This window comes from Brenneria roseae subsp. americana (genome assembly GCF_003115815.1).
Lineage (GTDB): Bacteria > Pseudomonadota > Gammaproteobacteria > Enterobacterales > Enterobacteriaceae > Brenneria > Brenneria roseae.
This window is the reverse complement of record NZ_QDKJ01000008.1, coordinates 116114-134017: the sequence shown is the minus strand read 5'-3', so window position 1 is coordinate 134017 and position 17904 is coordinate 116114. Positions and strand designations below refer to the sequence as shown.

14 protein-coding genes are annotated in these 17904 nt (G+C 53.4%); 7 read left to right on the top strand and 7 right to left on the bottom strand.

The annotated features are described in order from the left end of the window. Positions 1-70: 70 nt before the first annotated feature. A complete protein-coding gene (gene acs / locus B4923_RS11940) occupies positions 71-2032 on the bottom strand; it encodes an acetate--CoA ligase (RefSeq protein ID WP_109054591.1) in 1962 nt (653 codons plus the stop codon). A gap of 783 nt (positions 2033-2815) precedes the next feature. Between acs and B4923_RS11935 the strand changes: the two genes are divergently transcribed. Beyond that, entirely contained in the window at positions 2816-3208 is a 393-nt protein-coding gene (locus B4923_RS11935) for a transcriptional regulator (RefSeq protein ID WP_109054590.1), read from the top strand. A 552-nt stretch (positions 3209-3760) separates the two neighbouring features. Continuing rightward, positions 3761-6139 (top strand): TonB-dependent siderophore receptor, encoded by a 2379-nt coding sequence (locus B4923_RS11930; RefSeq protein ID WP_109054684.1) that lies wholly within the window; start codon positions 3761-3763, stop codon positions 6137-6139. Between the two features lie 127 nt (positions 6140-6266). On the opposite strand, the gene B4923_RS11925 is transcribed toward B4923_RS11930, so the two are convergent. The 3 genes from B4923_RS11925 to B4923_RS11915 are packed head-to-tail and all read right to left on the bottom strand — an operon-like array spanning position 6267 to position 9979. Next, complete coding sequence (locus B4923_RS11925; RefSeq protein WP_109054589.1) at positions 6267-7298, bottom strand: ABC transporter ATP-binding protein; 1032 nt, start codon at positions 7296-7298, stop codon at positions 6267-6269. After that, on the bottom strand, positions 7286-8998 hold the full coding sequence (locus tag B4923_RS11920) for an ABC transporter permease (RefSeq protein WP_109054588.1): 1713 nt from the start codon (positions 8996-8998) through the stop codon (positions 7286-7288). Before B4923_RS11920 ends, B4923_RS11925 begins: the two co-directional genes overlap by 13 nt. Before the next feature lie 3 nt (positions 8999-9001). Continuing rightward, positions 9002-9979, bottom strand: a complete 978-nt coding sequence (locus B4923_RS11915; protein ID WP_109054587.1) for an ABC transporter substrate-binding protein — start codon at positions 9977-9979, stop codon at positions 9002-9004. A 135-nt stretch (positions 9980-10114) separates the two neighbouring features. On the opposite strand from B4923_RS11915, the gene B4923_RS11910 reads away from it, so the two are divergent. The 5 genes from B4923_RS11910 (at position 10115) to B4923_RS11890 (ending at position 14495) form a co-directional block, all read left to right on the top strand. Further along, positions 10115-10891, top strand: coding sequence for a DeoR/GlpR family DNA-binding transcription regulator (locus B4923_RS11910; protein WP_211313949.1), 777 nt, complete (start codon positions 10115-10117; stop codon positions 10889-10891). 97 nt (positions 10892-10988) lie between these two features. Further along, positions 10989-11513: a sigma-70 family RNA polymerase sigma factor gene (locus B4923_RS11905; RefSeq protein ID WP_109054585.1), complete on the top strand. Its 525-nt coding sequence runs from the start codon at positions 10989-10991 to the stop codon at positions 11511-11513. Next, the gene (locus B4923_RS11900; protein ID WP_109054584.1) at positions 11510-12445 is read left to right on the top strand and encodes a DUF4880 domain-containing protein; all 936 of its coding nucleotides are present in this window, start codon (positions 11510-11512) and stop codon (positions 12443-12445) included. Before B4923_RS11905 ends, B4923_RS11900 begins: the two co-directional genes overlap by 4 nt. Before the next feature lie 246 nt (positions 12446-12691). After that, a complete protein-coding gene (locus B4923_RS11895) occupies positions 12692-13702 on the top strand; it encodes an AI-2E family transporter (protein WP_109054583.1) in 1011 nt (336 codons plus the stop codon). 160 nt (positions 13703-13862) lie between these two features. Continuing rightward, positions 13863-14495, top strand: a complete 633-nt coding sequence (locus tag B4923_RS11890) for a hypothetical protein (protein WP_109054582.1) — start codon at positions 13863-13865, stop codon at positions 14493-14495. Between the two features lie 49 nt (positions 14496-14544). Here B4923_RS11890 and B4923_RS11885 read toward each other — a convergent pair whose 3' ends face one another. Genes B4923_RS11885 through B4923_RS11875 form a run of 3 tightly spaced genes read right to left on the bottom strand, consistent with a single transcriptional unit; the run spans position 14545 to position 17694 of the window. Beyond that, a complete protein-coding gene (locus B4923_RS11885; RefSeq protein WP_109054581.1) occupies positions 14545-16137 on the bottom strand; it encodes a DHA2 family efflux MFS transporter permease subunit in 1593 nt (530 codons plus the stop codon). After that, entirely contained in the window at positions 16124-17242 is a 1119-nt protein-coding gene (locus tag B4923_RS11880; protein ID WP_109054580.1) for an HlyD family secretion protein, read from the bottom strand. The genes B4923_RS11885 and B4923_RS11880 overlap by 14 nt, the downstream gene beginning before the upstream one ends. Continuing rightward, positions 17239-17694: a MarR family winged helix-turn-helix transcriptional regulator gene (locus B4923_RS11875; RefSeq protein ID WP_109054579.1), complete on the bottom strand. Its 456-nt coding sequence runs from the start codon at positions 17692-17694 to the stop codon at positions 17239-17241. Before B4923_RS11875 ends, B4923_RS11880 begins: the two co-directional genes overlap by 4 nt. Positions 17695-17904 lie beyond the last annotated feature (210 nt).

The following is a 17904-nucleotide window of genomic DNA, read 5'->3' as shown; positions in this document are numbered from 1 at the left end:
AAGGCCGGCCGCACACCATCGAACCACTATCAGGCTCGGTGGTGTGTGAAGAGCGCATTGAGTCAAATGATCATTGGGCGGACGTGCTCATGGCCTGCTTTTCTTCCAGCAGTTTTTCGACGACGCCAGGATCGGCCAGTGTGGAGGTATCTCCCAGATTACTGGTGTCGCCTGCCGCGATTTTGCGTAGAATCCGACGCATAATTTTGCCGGATCGCGTTTTTGGCAAAGAGTCTGTCCAGTGGAGAATGTCTGGTGTCGCGATCGGACCGATCTCTTTGCGAACCCAGTTACGGACTTCGGTATATAGCTCACTGGAAGGCTCTTCGCCGTGGTTCAGCGTGATATAGGCATAGATAGCCTGGCCTTTCATATTGTGAGGAATGCCGACTACCGCGGCTTCGGCGATTTTCGGGTGAGCGACCAACGCCGACTCGATTTCCGCCGTACCGAGGCGATGGCCGGAAACGTTGAGCACATCGTCAACCCGGCCGGTGATCCAGTAGTAGCCATCTTCGTCACGGCGAGCGCCATCGCCGCTGAAGTACATCCCCTTGAAGGTGGAAAAATAGGTTTGCTCGAACCGGTCGTGATCGCCGAATAGCGTTCTTGCCTGACCGGGCCAGGAATCGATGATCACCAGATTGCCTTCGCAGACACCCTCCTGCGGGTTGCCGAGATTATCCACCAGCGCGGGTTGAACGCCGAAAAAAGGACGCGTTGCGGAACCGGCTTTGGCTTCGATTGCTCCGGGCAGGGGCGTAATCATGAAGCCCCCTGTTTCTGTCTGCCACCAGGTATCAACGATCGGACATTTTCCATTGCCGATCTTGTTGAAGTACCACTCCCAGGCTTCCGGGTTAATCGGTTCGCCGACGGAACCCATGATCTTCAGGGATTCACGTGATGTGCCTTCAATCGCCTTGTCACCTTCGGCCATCAGCGCGCGGATGGCCGTCGGCGCGGTATAGAGAATATTGACCTGATGTTTGTCGACGACCTGCGCCATGCGACGTGCGTCCGGCCAGTTGGGAACGCCTTCAAACATCAGCGTAATGGCGCCACAGGCCAGTGGGCCGTAAAGCAGATAGCTGTGACCCGTCACCCAGCCGACGTCCGCCGTACACCAGTAAATATCGCCAGGATGGTAATCAAAGACGTATTTGAACGTCAGCGCCGCATAAACCAGATAGCCTCCGGTGGTATGCAGCACTCCTTTGGGCTTGCCGGTCGAGCCAGAGGTGTAAAGGATAAACAGCGGATCCTCGGCATTCATCTCTTCCGGCGGGCAATGATCGTCGGCCTGTTCGATCAGATCGTGCCACCAGAGATCGCGCCCGGTTTGCCACTCTCCCTGTTTGCCGGTGCGACGGAAAACGATGACGTTGGTGATGGTTTTGACGCCGGGGTTTTTCAGCGCTTCATCAATATTTTTCTTGAGCGGGATAACGCGCCCGGCACGGATGCCTTCATCCGCTGTGATCACCAGTCTGGCGCTGGAATCAATGATACGCCCGGCGATCGCTTCGGGTGAGAAACCGCCAAAAATAACAGAGTGGATAGCGCCAATACGCGCACAGGCCAGCATCGCCACGGCGGCTTCCGGCACCATCGGCATGTAGATGGCGACCACGTCGCCTTTTTTGACCCCCAGAGACTTCAGGACATTGGCGAAGCGGCAAACGGACCGGTGCAATTCCCGGTAGGTGATCTTTTTGCTTTCTTTTGCGTCATCGCCTTCCCAAATGATCGCCGTTTGATCGCCATGTTCGGCGAGATGGCGATCCAGACAGTTGGCCGCTACATTTAATGTACCATCCTCGAACCAACGGATACGGATGTGCCCGGGATCGAATGACGTGTTTTTGACTTGCTGATAAGGCTTGATCCAATCGACAATTTTCCCTTGTTCGCCCCAGAAGGACGCAGGATCGTCAACGGAATGTTGATACATTTTTTTATATTTGTCGGCGTTTATCAGTGCATTTTCCGCAATTGCGGTAGGGATAGAGTGTTTATTATGTTGAGTCATGTACGCTTCTCCTTAAACATGTTAATAATATGTCAATAAATGGTTAAGTGTGGTTAACCGATCATATTTGTTTCTTTTTTGCGCGATGGATCACGCAACGGAGGAAAAGCAGAGAGGGATTACCTAAAAGATAGCCAAACTGTTCATGAAATAGCCAATTTGTTATGTGAGGGGCTGAATGAGATAAGTGATACGCGTCACAATATGAAAACGGAAGACGTAAAGTGTTTATCAATAAGGGCTCTAACGATCAATTTATTGTTTTCAATAGGTTGTGTCTATTGTTATTAAGTTTTTGATCGCCCTATACGATCAAAAGGCATAAAGATCCCTCTTATTCAGCCGATAGTGGCAATACTGTTCGATGTATATTTCTATCAGTTTCGACTATTTGCCTAAATGGATGAATTAAAATGTTGCGTTTTTGTTTTTACGTTGTGTATCGGTAGGCCTGAAAAATAGACTTATCTGATTATCACCGGGTAAATAGTTATAGATAATCCACAAATTATAAAGGCGGACGAGCAGCAAAATCGGTGCTCACCAAGCCGCTGAAACAAATGACTGCGTCAGTCGAACAGAAGAAAAAGCTAACTGTTATTTTTTTGTTTTAATTCAGTAAGATCCGGTTTTGAAAACTAAACAATTTAGATAACTACACTGCGCCGGAGCCCTGCGAGCTCCGGTGAGTTTGATGCTTATCGATCGATTGCTTGCTGTGGGCGATAGTTGCACCAGCAGTGCTGAGCGATACCTTCTACATAGCATGAAGCAGAGGAAATAATGAGTCTGATATTTGGCAGGAATGAGATCATCAGCATGCTAAGCCAACCTGTTGAGAACGATCGGCGTGCTGTGGCCGTCATTGATGAAAAGTGCAAAGTGGTATGCGCCAATTCAGCATTTAATGCCCACTTTGGACTCCGTTCTGAAATGAATACGCAGGTTTCCATTGATGATGTACTGCCAATTAATGTTAAATTTGCCTATCAGGACTTTATGACGAATTCTGATGTATTAAGCACTCGCGTCGTATCTGACCTGCTGTCTGACGGTTTTGCCAAGAACCAGTTGAGTACGCTGTCTTTTTCTAAATTGAACGTTGAAAACCGTGTCTTGTCATTGCTGATCCTGAACCAGGAATCGCCGGAGCCTACGACAAATCTGGCCTCCTGAATACTACTGGTGGTGCGGTCAACCGATTGAGGATATAACGTCGCTGTTAGTGAAAAATATCGTCAAAAGTAAAATTGTTACTATGATAAAACAGTGTAGGGTGCTCAACAGCAATCGTTTGTATTGATATCACACGGGCGCTTCCTGCTATATTGATTGGGTCGCCGACCAGATGACTTATAATTATCTTCATATCGCTATACCTTCAGATTGTGTTGTTTGATTGTCCGCTTTTCCCATTATTCGCCTGATTGTATATATTGCGGCGATCCCCGGTCTCACGGTATTGCCTGTCAATAAAATCATTGGCGGGCCTGACTTCTTACTGTTTCCCAGAATAGCGATTGATGTTTCTTAATTTATTGGTTTATTAAGAAGTTTTTATTACATCCTGCTATCAATTCACTATTTTTTTACCGTTGGATTGATGGGACGGATCGTCGCATCGAGAAAATATTGCTGATATTTTTCGATTTTGGGTTCCCCCTGACGTGCGTTCAGTTGGCATATCTTCTGAAAACCATAATTCATCAGGATAAAGGGGATAAATGCATGGCAAGATTTCGTACTCACTTGTTGGCTCGCGCTTTACGAGTGGCGGTGTTAGGAGCGGCTTTCGGTGTGACTCTGCCTGTCATGTCCGTGCACGCCGCCGCTGTGGCAACCGTTCAATCCTATGCGGTACCGGCCGGTCCGCTTAATCAGGTATTAAACCAGTTCGCGCAACAGGCGGGTGTGTTGCTTGCTTATGATCCGGCATTGGCGGCGGGGAAAAGCAGTACGGGATTACAAGGCAGCTACCGTGTCGATCAGGGATTTCAGCACATTCTCGGCGATAGCGGGCTGGTCGCGCAATACAGTGCTGACGGCAGCGTAACACTGGTGCCGCAGACTGCTCAGGCGTCTGTTCCCGCGACGGTAGCCGCGTCACCTAAAAACGAACAAATTATCGTAACGTCGCCGCCTAATACGGCGCTGAAGCTGGATGTTCCCCTATCGGAAACGCCGCGGGCCGTCTCCGTGGTGACTGATACGCAGATTCAGGAGCGTGATGCGAAAAAGATTGATCAGGCTTTGCGCTATAGCGCCGGCATTCTGGCGACGCCTTACGGGCCGGACAATAAGGCTGAATGGGTCACGATCCGTGGGTTTAGCGATCAGTCCCGTTTCCAAAATGGTCTGGCGACGCTGAATGAAGACGGTTTTTATGGACAGCAGCTGGAGCCGTTTGGCGTTGAGCGTATTGAAGTGCTGAAAGGTCCTGCCTCGGTGCTTTACGGACAAAACCCGCCGGGAGGGTTGATCAACGTTATTACCAAACGTCCGACGCGTTTACCGCAAGGGCAGATTGAGGTGGAATACGGCTCTAACGACTATCGGCATCTGGCGGTCGATAGCGCCGGTCCGCTGAATGATGACGGTACGGTGTTGTATCGCGTGGTGGCGCTGGCGCGCGACACGTCCGGCGAAGTGGATTTTGCGGACAGCAAACGCTTCTATCTGGCTCCCAGCATGACTTTCCTGGGAGAGGATACCGAACTTACCGTACTGGCAAGCTATATGGATACCCAGTCCGGTATGACCAACGGCTTCAAACTGCCGTACGGTACGTTACAGAATACCCCGTTTGGCAAAGTAGGCTATAAAACCTCGCTGGGTGAACCCGGTATCAATCATCACAATACCCGTCAGTTTAATCTTGGCTATGAATTGACTCACCATGTCAATGATACCTGGACGTTCCATCAGAACCTGAATTACACCTATCTGAATATGGATCTGCGCGGCGCTTACGTGCTGGGGATGGTCGCTGGCAGCGATCGTCTTGCCAACCGCGGCCTGACATACCGCGATGGCTTTGCGCAGAACTGGGCTACGGATAACCGTCTGGTCGGGGAGTGGCAGTTCGACGACATTGAAAACACGCTGTTATTAGGTGTGGACTATCGTCGCGCCAATACCCAAAGCCGCGATGCGAATCTGTATTCCTTCGGTGCGCCAATCGATATTTTTAATCCCGTATATGGCGACTATACGCCACCGGGGGACGATGATCTGTTCGATCACCGTTCAGGACGTCATCAGACGGGATACTACATTCAGAACCAGATTAAATATAATGAGCGGCTCATCTTTCTGCTGGGAGGACGTTACGATGTGGCGAAATCCCGCGATCGCGATCTGACGTCAGGAGCGGATACGCGCACGGATGACTCGAAATTTACGAAAACCGCCGGGGTGATGTATCTGTTTGATAATGGACTCTCACCGTATGTGAGTTACTCCGAGTCGTTCCTGCCGGTGTCTGGTCTCGATGGGTATGACCGCCCCTATGTTCCGGAAGAAGGGCAGCAGACAGAAGCCGGGGTGAAATATACGCCGGAAGGATTCAATGGATATGCTTCCCTTGCCTTGTTCAATCTGGAACAGAAAAACGTCAAGACCACCGATCCGGCAAATCCAAGCCGAACCATTCAGGCTGGTGAGGCGCGCTCCCGCGGTGTTGAACTGGAATTCAGCGGTGAAGTGTATTCCGGACTGACGCTGACGGCCAACTACACCTACAACGAAGTGAAAACCACGAAATCCGGTACGGTAGGGGAAAAGGGGAAACGCTTGCCCGGATTGCCTGAACACATTGTTTCCGGTTGGGCAACGTATGCCTTTAAAGGACCGCTGGAAGGGTTAACGGTCGGCAGCGGGATTCGCTATGTCGGCAGTTCTTACGGCGATATTGAGAATACCGCCGGTATGAAAGTGCCTGCCTATACGCTGTGGGATGCCATGATCGCCTACGATTTCAGCAAAGACTGGCGGCTACAGGTCAATGCCACCAACCTGGCGAATCATGAGTACGTCAGCGCCTGTAACTACTGGTGTTACTACGGAGAAGGGCGCAACGTCAGCGCGAATATCAGCTATCGCTGGTAACCCGTTTTCGTGTGAAAGGATAATGCCGGTCACTTAAGGTGACCGGCGTCATGATCCCATCCTGATCGCTGGCCGATCGATGATGTCGCATCCCAGCGCTGGCCGCTAAGACTATCGATACTGACGCTTATGCCGCCTCCAGCCGCCAGCCTTGATGCAGGCGCACCGCAACGGACTGTTGTTCGCTCAGCGGGGCATAATGATAAGCGGTCAGCGGCTGGCCGTCGCTCAGGCGCAGTTGCAGCAGATAGCGCTCCCCCTGATAAATGCAGCTCTCCACCTGAGCGGCCAACCCGCTGGCGGCGACCTCCACATGTTCAGGACGAATCAGAATCGGTTGACGTGAATGGGCGACAGAAGTCTGTTCCAGCCCGCGATGCAACTGCGCGCCATCCAGCCGGGCGGCGTCGGCAGCCACAGGCAACGTTAATACGCTGCCTTTGCCAATGAAGCGCGCAACCCAGGCGTTTTGCGGATATTGATACAGCTGCTGGGGAGATCCCCACTGCATCAGTTTCCCCTGATGCATTACCGCGATATGGCTGGCTAACGCCATCGCCTCGGCCTGATCGTGGGTGACATAGATAAAAGTGGCGCCAGTACGGCGGTGAAAATCACGGAAGGTCTGCTCCATGGTGGCGCGCAGGTGCCGGTCCAGATTGGCCAGGGGCTCATCCAGCAGCATCACCTGCGGTTCTGACACCAGACAGCGCGCCAACGCAACACGCTGGCGCTGACCACCGCTGAGATCCTGCGGGGAACGGTCGGCGTAGGCACCGAGTTCGACCACCTCCAACGCTTCCATGATGCGTTTTTGTCGGGCGGCGCCATTAACCTTCTTCAGCCTCAGCGGGTAACCCACGTTTTCCGCCACCGTCATATGCGGCCACAGGGCATAGGATTGGAACACCATCCCCATGTTGCGCGCTTCAGGCGGCAGATGCCGCTGTTGGTCCGCCAGAATTCTGTCGCCCAGCAATACCCGTCCCCGACTGAGTTGTTCCAGTCCGGCCAGAATGCGCAAGGTCGTGGTCTTACCGCAACCGCTGGGGCCGAGCAACGCGGTGAAATCCCCCTGGGGAATCGTCAGGCTCAGATCGCGCACCACGGCCTGTTCGCCGAACCATTTATTGATCTGCTCCAGTTTCAGTTCTGCCACGGGATCACTCCTTTGGGAAGATAGCGGCTCAGGCCGCTCAGCAGCAACATCACCAGCGCGACCAGTCCGACCACCATCACGGAAACCGCGGAGGCCAGCACTTTATTGCCGCTCTCGTCCAGATTGAAAATCACCACGCCGAGCGTTTCACTGCCGGCGCTCCACAGCAGGGCCGAGACGGTCAGTTCGTTGACCGCGGTCAGAAATACCAGCAGCGCCCCGGCAAAGGCTGCCGGCGCCAGCAACGGCAGGACGATATGGCGCAGTCGTTGCGAAAAGTGGGCTCCTGCCAGACTGGCCGCCTCTTCCATCGCCGGATCCAACTGCAACATGCCGCTGTGGATCGGCTTGAGGCAGACGGTGAGGAAACGCGCCAGATAAGCCAGAAAAATGATCGCCAGCGTTCCGTGCAGCGCGATCTCCACGATGGGAAGCGGGCGGGCGAACAGCAGAATGAAAGCGATCGCCAGCACCACGCCGGGCAGGGTGTAAGGAATATCGATGGCGTTGTGCAGCCAGCGTAACGGCCGGCTGGGGTAACGTACCAGCAGGTAGGCTAGCGGCAGGCTCAGCAGCATCAGCACGAAAGACGCCGAAACCGACAGCAGCATACTGTTCGTCAACGCGCGCCAGGTGGCGCTTTGTCCTTCCAGCATGGTGCCGTAGGCGGCAAAGGTCAGGGTATCGCCGTTCAACGGTACGCCCAGCGTGGGCACCAGCGATGTGGCGATTAATGCCAGCAGCGGCGCAACCAGAATCATAAACAGAACAACGGCCAGCATCAGCTCCGTTAACCAGCGCCATGTACCAAGGCGAAACGCCAGCGCACGACCGGCCATACCGATAAGCGGCAGCGCATGGCGTTGTTGTAATCGCCCTTGCAACATGACGATCCCTACCGCCAGCACGCCCATCAGTACCGACAGCGCCGCCACCTGATTGAGCATCGTGGGGCCGAAACTGGCCATGGTCTGGTAAATCTGCGTTGGCAGCACAAAGTAGGAAATGGGGATACCCAGCATGGCGGGAATACCGAAGTTGCCCAGCGCCGACACGAAGGCGATGGCGCCGCCAGCCCACAGCGCGGTGCGGCACAATGGCAGCACAATATCGCAGAACACCCGCCACAGCGAGGCCCCATTCAGGCGGGCGGCTTCAATCTGCTCTTTGGGCAGGCAGAGCAACTGGGTGCGCAGCGCCAGAAACACCAGCGGCGCATGCTGAATACCGAGCAGCAGGGCTATCCCTTCAGCGGAGTAAAGCGGGTTGGAACTGCCGAAGGTGGGCGCCATGCTCAGGCTGTTCAGCAAAATGCTGCTTGGCCCAAACAGTTGCAGCCAGCTTAGGGCGGTGACCTGAGGCGGGATCATCATCGGCAACATAAACAGGAATACCCAGATCTGTTTGGCGCGGATATCGGTCAGCGCCAGACAGAAGGCGAAAAGGCTGCCCAGCAGCAGGGAGAGCAAGGTGCCCAGACCGCTGGTGTAGAAACTGTTATAGAGCGCCACCCAGGTGGACCGGCTGGACAGCACCCGCCACAGGCTGCTGTCGCTGCCCAGATGCCAGTCAATCAGCGCCGAAATTAACAGCCGCAGACTGGGCAGCAGACTGAGCAGCGAAACCAGACCGAGCAACAGCCAGAGTAATCCTCTTGGCGGGCTGCCGCTGGAAGGGTAGCGCATGGCAAGACTACTCATGGTTTAGTGGGTTCCGAACAGTTGACCAAAGCGCGTTTTGTTCTGTTCAGCCTCGGCCAATGCTTTGCTGGCGTCGAACGCCATCAGCTTGATTTGGTCGCGCGGAGGAAAACCTTCCGGCACCGGCAGGTCTGCGCGCGCCGGCAGATAGCCTTGCTTCAGAACCAACTGCTGTCCCTGCTCCGACAGGACGAAATCAATAAAGGCTTTGGCGGCGTCGGGGTTTTTGGCTTTCTTCATCATTGCAACCGGTTCGGTCACGATGCTTACGCCTTCCTGCGGAAACAGAAATTCAATCGGGGCGCCTTTGGCTTTTTCACGGATAGCCATGAAATCCACCAGTACGCCATAGGCTTTGCTGCCGGAGGCAATGGCGCTCAGCACCGCGCCATTGCCGCCCTGAGGCATGGTGCCGTTCTCTTTCAGTTTCTGGTAATAGTCCCAGCCTAGCTGCGGGTTATTCGTCAACGTCGCCAGATGGATAAGCGCCGCGCCGGAATAGAGCGGGCTGGGCATGGTGGACATATTTTTCAGTTCAGGTTTAAGCAGATCCTGCCATGAAGCGGGTTTGACCGGCGCCTGACGGTGATAGGCGATGCCCGTGGTGATCAGCTTGGTGCCGTAGTAATAGCCATCGGCGTCATAGAGCGAGGGATCGTAGCGGGCGGCTTCAGGCGATTTGTACGGCGCCAGCAGATCCTGCTGCCTGAGCGCCTCCATGGTTACGCTGTCGGAGATCAACAGCACATCCGGCGAGCTGCCGCCAGCCGCCAGTTCGGCTTGCAGGCGCGCGGTGAGTTTGGTGGTTCCGTCGCGAATCCAGGTAACGTTGATATCCGGATGCGTCTGTTCAAAGGCGGATACGGTCATCTGGGCGTCTTCATTGGGCTGACTGGTGTAGAGCATCAGTGTGGTTTTCGCCATCGCTGAAGTACCGAACATCGTCAGTATCAAAGCGGCAAGCGTTATTCTTTTACACATGTCATTTATTCCCCTTGGATTTCGTTTTGATGATTAAAACAGGGGAATCTGACAAAAATATGACCAGTTAATTTCGTAGTAATAATTTAACATTTTCGTTGTAGTATTTCCGGAAAGCATCAATACAAGGAGAGAATGATGACGCCGGAATCACGCCGTCGCGCTATTACCACGATGGTGACGGAGCAGGGGGAACAAAGTATTGAGCAACTGGCCGGACATTTCGGCGTATCGCTGCAAACCGTGCGCAGCGATGTGCGGGAACTGACCGAGCAGGGGCTGCTGCTGCGTCGGCACGGTCTGGTGGCGCCTTTCGCGCGGGAAAATATTGGCTATCAGCAACGGGAAATCGTCAATGTCAGTGGTAAACGCTGGATTGGGCAACAGGTTGCCGCGCTGCTTGGCGAATACCAAAGCTGTTTTCTGGGAACCGGCACCACGGTTGAGATGGCGGCCCGCGCCTTGCCTGCCCACACCCGGCTGACGGCGTTCACCAATAACCTGCATGCGGCGCAAGCGCTCAGCCGTTTGCCCGGTTGCGAATTGACCGTGGCCGGCGGGCAGGTGCGCAAACGGGATCTGGATGTCATCGGCGGCGACGCGCTGACGTTTTTCGGCCGCTATCGGGTGGCAATCGGCGTGGTGTCAATCGGGGGCATGGGGGAAGCGGGAGAACTCTACGATTTCAATGATGACGAGGTGATGGCGCGCCAGGCGTTGCTGGCTGGCGCGGCGGTAAAGGTGCTGGTGGTGGACAGCACCAAGTTTGGCCGCCCGGCCCTGTGCCAAAACGGCACTATTGCCGATTTCCACTATATCGTCAGCGATCGGCCGCCATCAAAACAGCAGCGTGACGTCTTGCAGGGGCTGACGACGCGCTGGTTGTGCCAGGAGTCTTATTTTTATCGCTAACCAATGCCGCCGTGGCAGAATACACGGCGAATATTCATTGACTTTATTATTAATGATAATGAAAATCATTTCATTGTTATAATATTGAGCCGTTCCCGTGAATAATCCCGCGTTTGCTGATGTAAATCAGCCCGAATCTTTACTGGTTCAGCAGATTTATCATGAACACCATTCCTGGTTGCAGGCGTGGTTGCGTCGACGTCTGGGGTGTTCACAACAGGCGGCCGATTTGGCGCAGGATACCTTTTTACGTCTTATCAGCCAGCATCAAGCGACACAGATCCGGGAACCGCGCGCCTGGCTTACTACGGTAGCGCACGGTCTGGTTGTGAATTACTGGCGACGTAAAGACATCGAAAACGCTTATCTACAGGTATTATCCGAGCAGGCGCCTGCCGTTGTTCCTTCGCTCGAACAGCAGGCGATGACCATTGACGCCCTGCTTGAGATTGATCGTATGTTGGCAACGCTGCCCGCCAAGGTTCGTCAGGCGTTTCTGTGGGTTCATCTTGATGGATTGACTTACAGGCAGGTCGCCGGGCGTCTGGCGGTTTCTGAACGAATGGTGAAAAAATATATGGCGCAGGCGATGCTCAACTGTCTGCTTTGTCGGGACCTATGATCTCCGCTATCAAATCCGATATTCCCCAAGACGTTTTTCATGCTGCGGCAGAATGGTATGCCACTCTGTATGATGAAGAGTGCACCGAATTTGAGCGTCAGGCCTGGCGGCAGTGGCTGGGGCGTGACGAAACACACCGTCAGGCCTGGCAACAGGTTGAACAGATTCACGCGCGCTTTCATGCGGTCGATAAACAGCTGGCTTCTTCGGTACTGAATAAGCGCGGCGCCGATCGCAGACGCATACTCAAGCTGTTGGCGATCGCCGGCGTCACCGGCGGCGTCGGTTTCAGCCTGCCGTGGGAAAGCTATGCCGCCGATTACCGAACCGGCACGGGGGAAACCCGCGAATTGGCGATCGCCAATGGTCTGACCGTATGGCTGAATACGGATTCGGCCCTGAACCAGCAGGGTAACGGGATGGGGTCATTGGCGTTTAAACTGGTTCAGGGCGAGCTTATGCTGGAGAACCGGACGGCGCAGCCAACCAGACTGATGACGGCACATGGCCGGATCGATGCTCCGCAGCCGTGCCAAATTGCGCTACGCTACACCCCGGCACAGAGTTTTTTATCCGTATTCAGCGGCGAAGCGGTATTGCGCACCACTGCGCTGACACAGCGGGTGACGGCGGGTCAGCAGGTCGCCTTTACGCGCGATCGGTGTGATGCCCCGGTGCCTGTCGATAATTTCCGTCAGAGCTGGCGCTCGGGCGTGCTGGTGGCGGATAACATGCCGCTGATACAGTTGATTGATGAAGTGTCCCGTTATCATCATGGCTATTTCCACGTGAGCAAGCAGGTAGCCGGGTTACGGATTTCCGGCGTATTCCCGCTGCATGAGCGCGATCGTCTGCTTGAAGCGCTGGTTCGCACGCTCCCCATCAAAGTGACAAAACGCTTTGCCTGGTGGATTGATATCAGCTCGCGTTAAAACCCGCTGGTGTTTCTGTAGTAAAACGCTAAAAATACTCCTTCACCCGTCCATTGGTTGTCTGGATGGGGCGAAAAATCGCCTGGAACGATTTTCAACGTCGCTCGCGACGGCCCGAGGGGGGCGGACAGGACGCCCGCCATAAAAAAAATCGCTTTTATACCCGAACCAGATATTCAGGACGCTACGGACTGGAAGGGCAGTACATTCTTATTTAGCGTTATTTTACGAATACAGGACGTCATTATGCAGTTACTGAATTTGAAACAAGCCCGATTTCTGAGCTTTTTCTTTGTTATGGGTGGCCTGCTGATTTTGCTGCCGTTGCGTTTGTTGGCTTGTTTCATTGCCGGTTTTCTCGTTTATGAAATTGTGAATTTGTTGACTCCTTATTTTCAACGGGTGATCAGCGGCAAACGCGCGCGCTGGATGGTCGTGGCGATTATCAGTACGTTGGTTGTCAGCCTGTTGAGCCTGCTGTTCGGCAGTCTGGTTGGCTTGCTGATGCAGGAAATGAAAGATACCACCGCTTTCAACATGCGTATTGCCTATATCCTCAATGATATCCAGCGGCAGATGATGCTCTATTTACCGGGATATCTGCCGGTGAGTGTCGAAGAGCTTCAGCATGAATTCCTGCGATGGATTCAGCAGCACATTGTTATTTTGCAGAATATGGGGAAAAGTTTTCTGCATGGTTTCGTTACGATGCTGATTGGTATGGTGCTGGGGGCGATCATTTCTTTATACAATGTTGATGATGATGAAGAAAAACCCTTGCTTAAAGCGGAGCTTCTGCGCCGGGTCGCCCTGTTGTCCTCATCATTTCGCAATATCGTTTTTGCCCAGGTCAAAATCTCTGCGGTTAATACGGTGCTTTCCGCCATTTTTATTCTGGGGGCATTGCCGTGTTTCGGTATTCACCTGCCGTTTTCCAAGACGCTGGTGGTCCTGACTTTTGTCTTTGGCCTGCTGCCGGTTATCGGTAATTTGATCTCCAATTCTATCGTCTTTCTTTCCGCGCTCTCCATTTCCCTGCCCATTGCTCTGGTCGCGCTGGTCTATCTGATGTTGATTCACAAGTTTGAATATTTTCTCAACGCCCAGATTGTCGGAACCAGAATTAAAGCGCATGCATGGGAAATCCTGCTGGCCATGCTGGTATTTGAAGCCGCTTTTGGGCTTTCTGGCGTTATTGCCGCGCCAATCTACTACGCTTATCTGAAAAGCGAACTGAAAGAAGCGGCCCTGATTTAATTCTTCGTATCGGCAGGCGGGTATTTTGATCGCCCGCTGCCGTCTCTGTCGCCCAATATATCTCTCTCTTCCTTTGCAATGTCGCATGAACGGCCCATTGTTAATTTTCACCGACTGATAAAATCAGCATAGTTATCGTGTTTATTCGGGTGTTGAAAACATGAGTAAGGATGTTGCCGTTATTGTTCATAGTCTGATTTTTTCCCTGATGCTGGCTGTCGTGGTCGGGCTGATATCACTACTGATATTTGTTGATATAGTGGTTTTGAAAAACAGTGTGGGGGAGATATCTGTTACCGAGTTTGCCCAAGAGTTGTTTTTACTGTTAACCGGAGGGCTATTTCTCAATATGGCCAGCAAATCGGCGGCATGCCGTGGGGGATATCTGCTGATTGCCGGGTTCTTTTTTTGTTTGTTTATCAGGGAAATAGATTTTTTTCTGGATTACCTTGCCCACGGTAGCTGGTTTTATTTCGCAATGCTTTGCGCTATCGGGTGCATCGTTTACGCGTTAATGTCGATAAAAAGCACGATCGCTGGATTAGCGCATTTTTTTCAGCATCCAAGCTATGGCTACATGGTATGCGGATTGCTGTCGGTTCTGGTTTTTTCCCGCCTGATCGGCATGAATAAACTGTGGCTAACGCTGATGGATGAGGGGTATGTTCGAACCGTGAAAAATCTGGCGGAAGAAAGCGCCGAACTGTTTGGTTATACGCTGTGCCTGATTTCAGGTGTGTTTTATTATCGTTCAGTGCGCCATGATGAAAAAAACAGCCCAATGGTGAGTTGAGCTGATTGAGATTGCAGTCGTGATAAATTTTGTTGTGGATTATCGCTATTTAAGTTCCTGCACCCGCGCCATTATTAAGCGTCGAGACACGATTACGGATAAACAGCGAGGGAATAATGGCGGCAAAGAAGAATATCGCGACGATGTAGAAACCATCCTGATAAGCGAACATCTGCGCTTTCGGCAGCAGAATGCGTTCAATGAATTCCATTACCCCGGGATTGATACTGGCGCTGAGACGTTCACCAAACGGATTGCCCCAATGGGAATAGAAGCCGCCGAGCTGGCGGATGATATCGGTGCTGATGGCATTACCCTGCGTCAGTGATTCTGCCAGCATCTCGCCATGAAAAGAACTGCGACGCTCAACAAAGACGGAAAGCAGATTAACCCCTAATGCTCCGCCGAGCTGGCGGATAAAGTTCAGACTGCCGGCGCCCTGCGCCAGTTTATCCAGAGGGAGAGCGCGTAATGAACCGGCATTCAGGGCAGGCAGCATCACGCCTAGTCCAATTCTTCCCAACACGATCCACCCGGCCATGGTCCAGAATGGCGTATCCGTATCAGCCCCGCTGGATAACCAGCAGGAAAGGCCGAATAACGCCAGTCCGATGATAATCGGAATGTGCGGCGCGGCGCGGTCGCTGATATGACCGGCAATCGGAAACACCAGCCCCAGCGCCAACCCCGCAGGCATCAGCAACAGCCCGGAACGGGTGGGGGTATATCCCTGAATGGTCTGTACAAACAAGGGGATAATATAGGTTGAAGCGTAAATGCCGGCGCCGAGTGCGAACGCCACAATACAGCCTGCGCTAAAGGCCGGGTTGGCAAATACCCGCAGGTTCAATAAAGGGTGAAGCGTGCGCAGCTCATAAAGAATGAAACCGATACCGGTAAACAGCGAGCAGGTTAATAACCCGATAATCGGAAACGCATCCCACCCTTCGCGCTGACCGTTGGATAATCCGCTCAGCAATGTTACCAGGGCAATGATTAACAGGATGAATCCGGCTATATCGAATTGGCGGTGGGGCGTATCCGTTTGCGGTATTTTACCCGGTAAGATAAACATGGCGGCGGCAATGCCTGCGAGACAAAAGGGCACAACCACCATAAAAACGGCGCGCCAGTCCAGTTGGTCGACCATCATACCGCCTGCCGTCGGGCCAAGCGCTGGCGCCAGCACAATGCCGATACCGTAGATGCCCATGGCTTTGCCGCGCTGTGAGGGTGGAAATACCTGGGAGATCACCACCATAGCCAGCGGTTGAATAATACCGGACGCGCAGCCTTGCAGTATTCGCGCCAGGATGACCTCCGCCCCGTTTTGGCTGATAGCGCCCAGTATGCTGCCAAACACAAAGATCGCCAGCGATCCGACAAAGGTATTACGGTAGCCAAAGCGATCGAGCATCCAGGCCGTGGTGAGCATGGTTGCCGTCATTGACGCGAGAAAGGCGGTGGAAAGCCACTGCACCTGATCTTGCCCCATACCGAAAGCCCCCATGATGTCGTGCATGGCGACATTCACAATGGTCGCGGTGGCGGTTGTCGAGATCGTTCCCAGCATGATGGTGACAGTGACCAGCCAGCGGTATGAAGCACCAAAACGTGCCGCCTGCGTTTCAATCGGCGACATTGATGGTCACTTCCGCCATTAAACCGGGTTTCAAACGGGTATCCGGCTGATCGAGGGCGATGCGTATCGGCACCCGCTGGGTGATCTTGGTGAAATTACCGGAAGGATTGGGGCTGGGCAGCAGAGCGAATTGGTTGGTCGCCGCATTGCCGACGCGCATAACATGCCCGTGAAACGTAGCCCCCGGATAAGCATCGACGATAATATCTACCGGTTGTCCTACTTTCACATTTTCGATGGCGGTTTCTTTGATGTTGGCTTCGACCCAAAGATTCAGGGGATCGTGAACCATCATGACCCATTGGCCAACCTGAATATATTCGCCGACATTGCTGATTGTTCTGTCCACCACGCCATCTACCGGAGATCGCAGCGTGCGATCGGCAATTTCCTGTTTCAGTTGATCAACCTGAGCCTGTAAGGCAACGCGCTGCTGGCGCTGCATCTCGATTTGTCGATCCAGCACCATCAGGTTATTGCGCTGTGCCTGCGCATTGGCGAGCGCCGCCTGCTGGGATACCCGCTGTGCCTGTGCTTCCTGTTGTTCACTTTGACGTTGCAGTAGGATGGTGTGAGATTCATCCCAGGTTTTTTTCGGCGTCAACCCGGTTTTAACCAGTTGATCATCGCGGCTGAAGTTGATCTGGGCGAGTTTAAGCTGATAGCCCGCATTGGAGAGCGCGGATTCGGTAGCCGCCAGGTTCGCCTGCGCTTCATCCCGTTCTGCTTTGGTGGTCAGATCCAGCGTCTGCCGCTGTGCCTGGCTGTAACTGACCTGCGCGTCCGCGGCCGCCAGACTGCCTTCCAGCGCCGCCAGCCTCAACCGGGCGTCACGATCGTCGAGTTGAGCCAGTATCTGATTTTTCTTGATCACATCGCCATCAATCACCGGACGCGCAGTAAGCCATCCGCCTTCCCGGCTGGCCAGGGAAATCACTTCACCGACGATGTGAGCGTCGTTTTCGCTGATGTGCGTCATGCGTTGGTGCAGCCACAGCGTAACCCAGATCAATACGATCATTAACATCAGCGCGCCGGACAATACCATGATCTGGTGACGGCGGTTCAAGCGTTGAAACCCTGAACGGAAAGCCTTCATGCTCATGCGTTACCCCGTTCACAGGCTGAAAGATTGGCAATAACCTGTTCAACGGCCTGATTTATCTGCTCAACTTCGGTATCGCTCAATCCGTTCAGCGCTTTGATACGCACCTGATTCGCGATGTTCTCAACTTTTTCAACTTGCCCGGTGCCTTGTGCAGTGAGGTAGATCTCCTTAATCCGGCGATCTGTCCCTTCCCGTCTTTCAATCAGTCCCTGCTTTTGCAGGTTATCCAGCAAACGGACGACGGCGGATGCCTCAAGGCCGATGGACTCCGCCAGTGCTTTCTGGTTCATGGGATGGGTGGCTCTGGCAATGTGTAACAACGGTAGCCAGGTGGCCTGCGTCAATCCGTAAGGCTGTAATTCTCTGTCGATGATGCGGCGCCACAGCCGTGTCGTGTGTCCCATCAGACTCGCAAAGCGGCGACGGGGAGAAGGGGTTGATAGAGACATAAATAACCGGGAGATTAATTGAATGATGTGTCATTAATTAACTATGTAACTAATGATATGTCAATTAATTCTCTACGCCAGAAAGCCAGTGAAGTAAAAGCGTGAGCGTATCCGCGCCCGTCAAGTTCAGCGCCGTGGCTATCGCCGGGCAGAATGGGGCTGAATTAAGGATAGAAAGCCGTGGGAACAAACCGGGAAAGTAGAAAACGC

Coding starts and splice junctions, on each gene's coding strand:
- B4923_RS11910 (WP_211313949.1), top strand. CDS start 10,115: ATGATGACGCCGGAATCACGCCGTCGCGCTATTACCACGATGGTGACG.
- B4923_RS11885 (WP_109054581.1), bottom strand. CDS start 16,137: ATGTCGCCGATTGAAACGCAGGCGGCACGTTTTGGTGCTTCATACCGC.
- B4923_RS11900 (WP_109054584.1), top strand. CDS start 11,510: ATGATCTCCGCTATCAAATCCGATATTCCCCAAGACGTTTTTCATGCT.
- B4923_RS11890 (WP_109054582.1), top strand. CDS start 13,863: ATGAGTAAGGATGTTGCCGTTATTGTTCATAGTCTGATTTTTTCCCTG.
- B4923_RS11880 (WP_109054580.1), bottom strand. CDS start 17,242: ATGAGCATGAAGGCTTTCCGTTCAGGGTTTCAACGCTTGAACCGCCGT.
- B4923_RS11895 (WP_109054583.1), top strand. CDS start 12,692: ATGCAGTTACTGAATTTGAAACAAGCCCGATTTCTGAGCTTTTTCTTT.
- B4923_RS11930 (WP_109054684.1), top strand. CDS start 3,761: ATGGCAAGATTTCGTACTCACTTGTTGGCTCGCGCTTTACGAGTGGCG.
- acs (WP_109054591.1), bottom strand. CDS start 2,032: ATGACTCAACATAATAAACACTCTATCCCTACCGCAATTGCGGAAAAT.
- B4923_RS11920 (WP_109054588.1), bottom strand. CDS start 8,998: ATGAGTAGTCTTGCCATGCGCTACCCTTCCAGCGGCAGCCCGCCAAGA.
- B4923_RS11915 (WP_109054587.1), bottom strand. CDS start 9,979: ATGTGTAAAAGAATAACGCTTGCCGCTTTGATACTGACGATGTTCGGT.
- B4923_RS11875 (WP_109054579.1), bottom strand. CDS start 17,694: ATGTCTCTATCAACCCCTTCTCCCCGTCGCCGCTTTGCGAGTCTGATG.
- B4923_RS11935 (WP_109054590.1), top strand. CDS start 2,816: ATGAGTCTGATATTTGGCAGGAATGAGATCATCAGCATGCTAAGCCAA.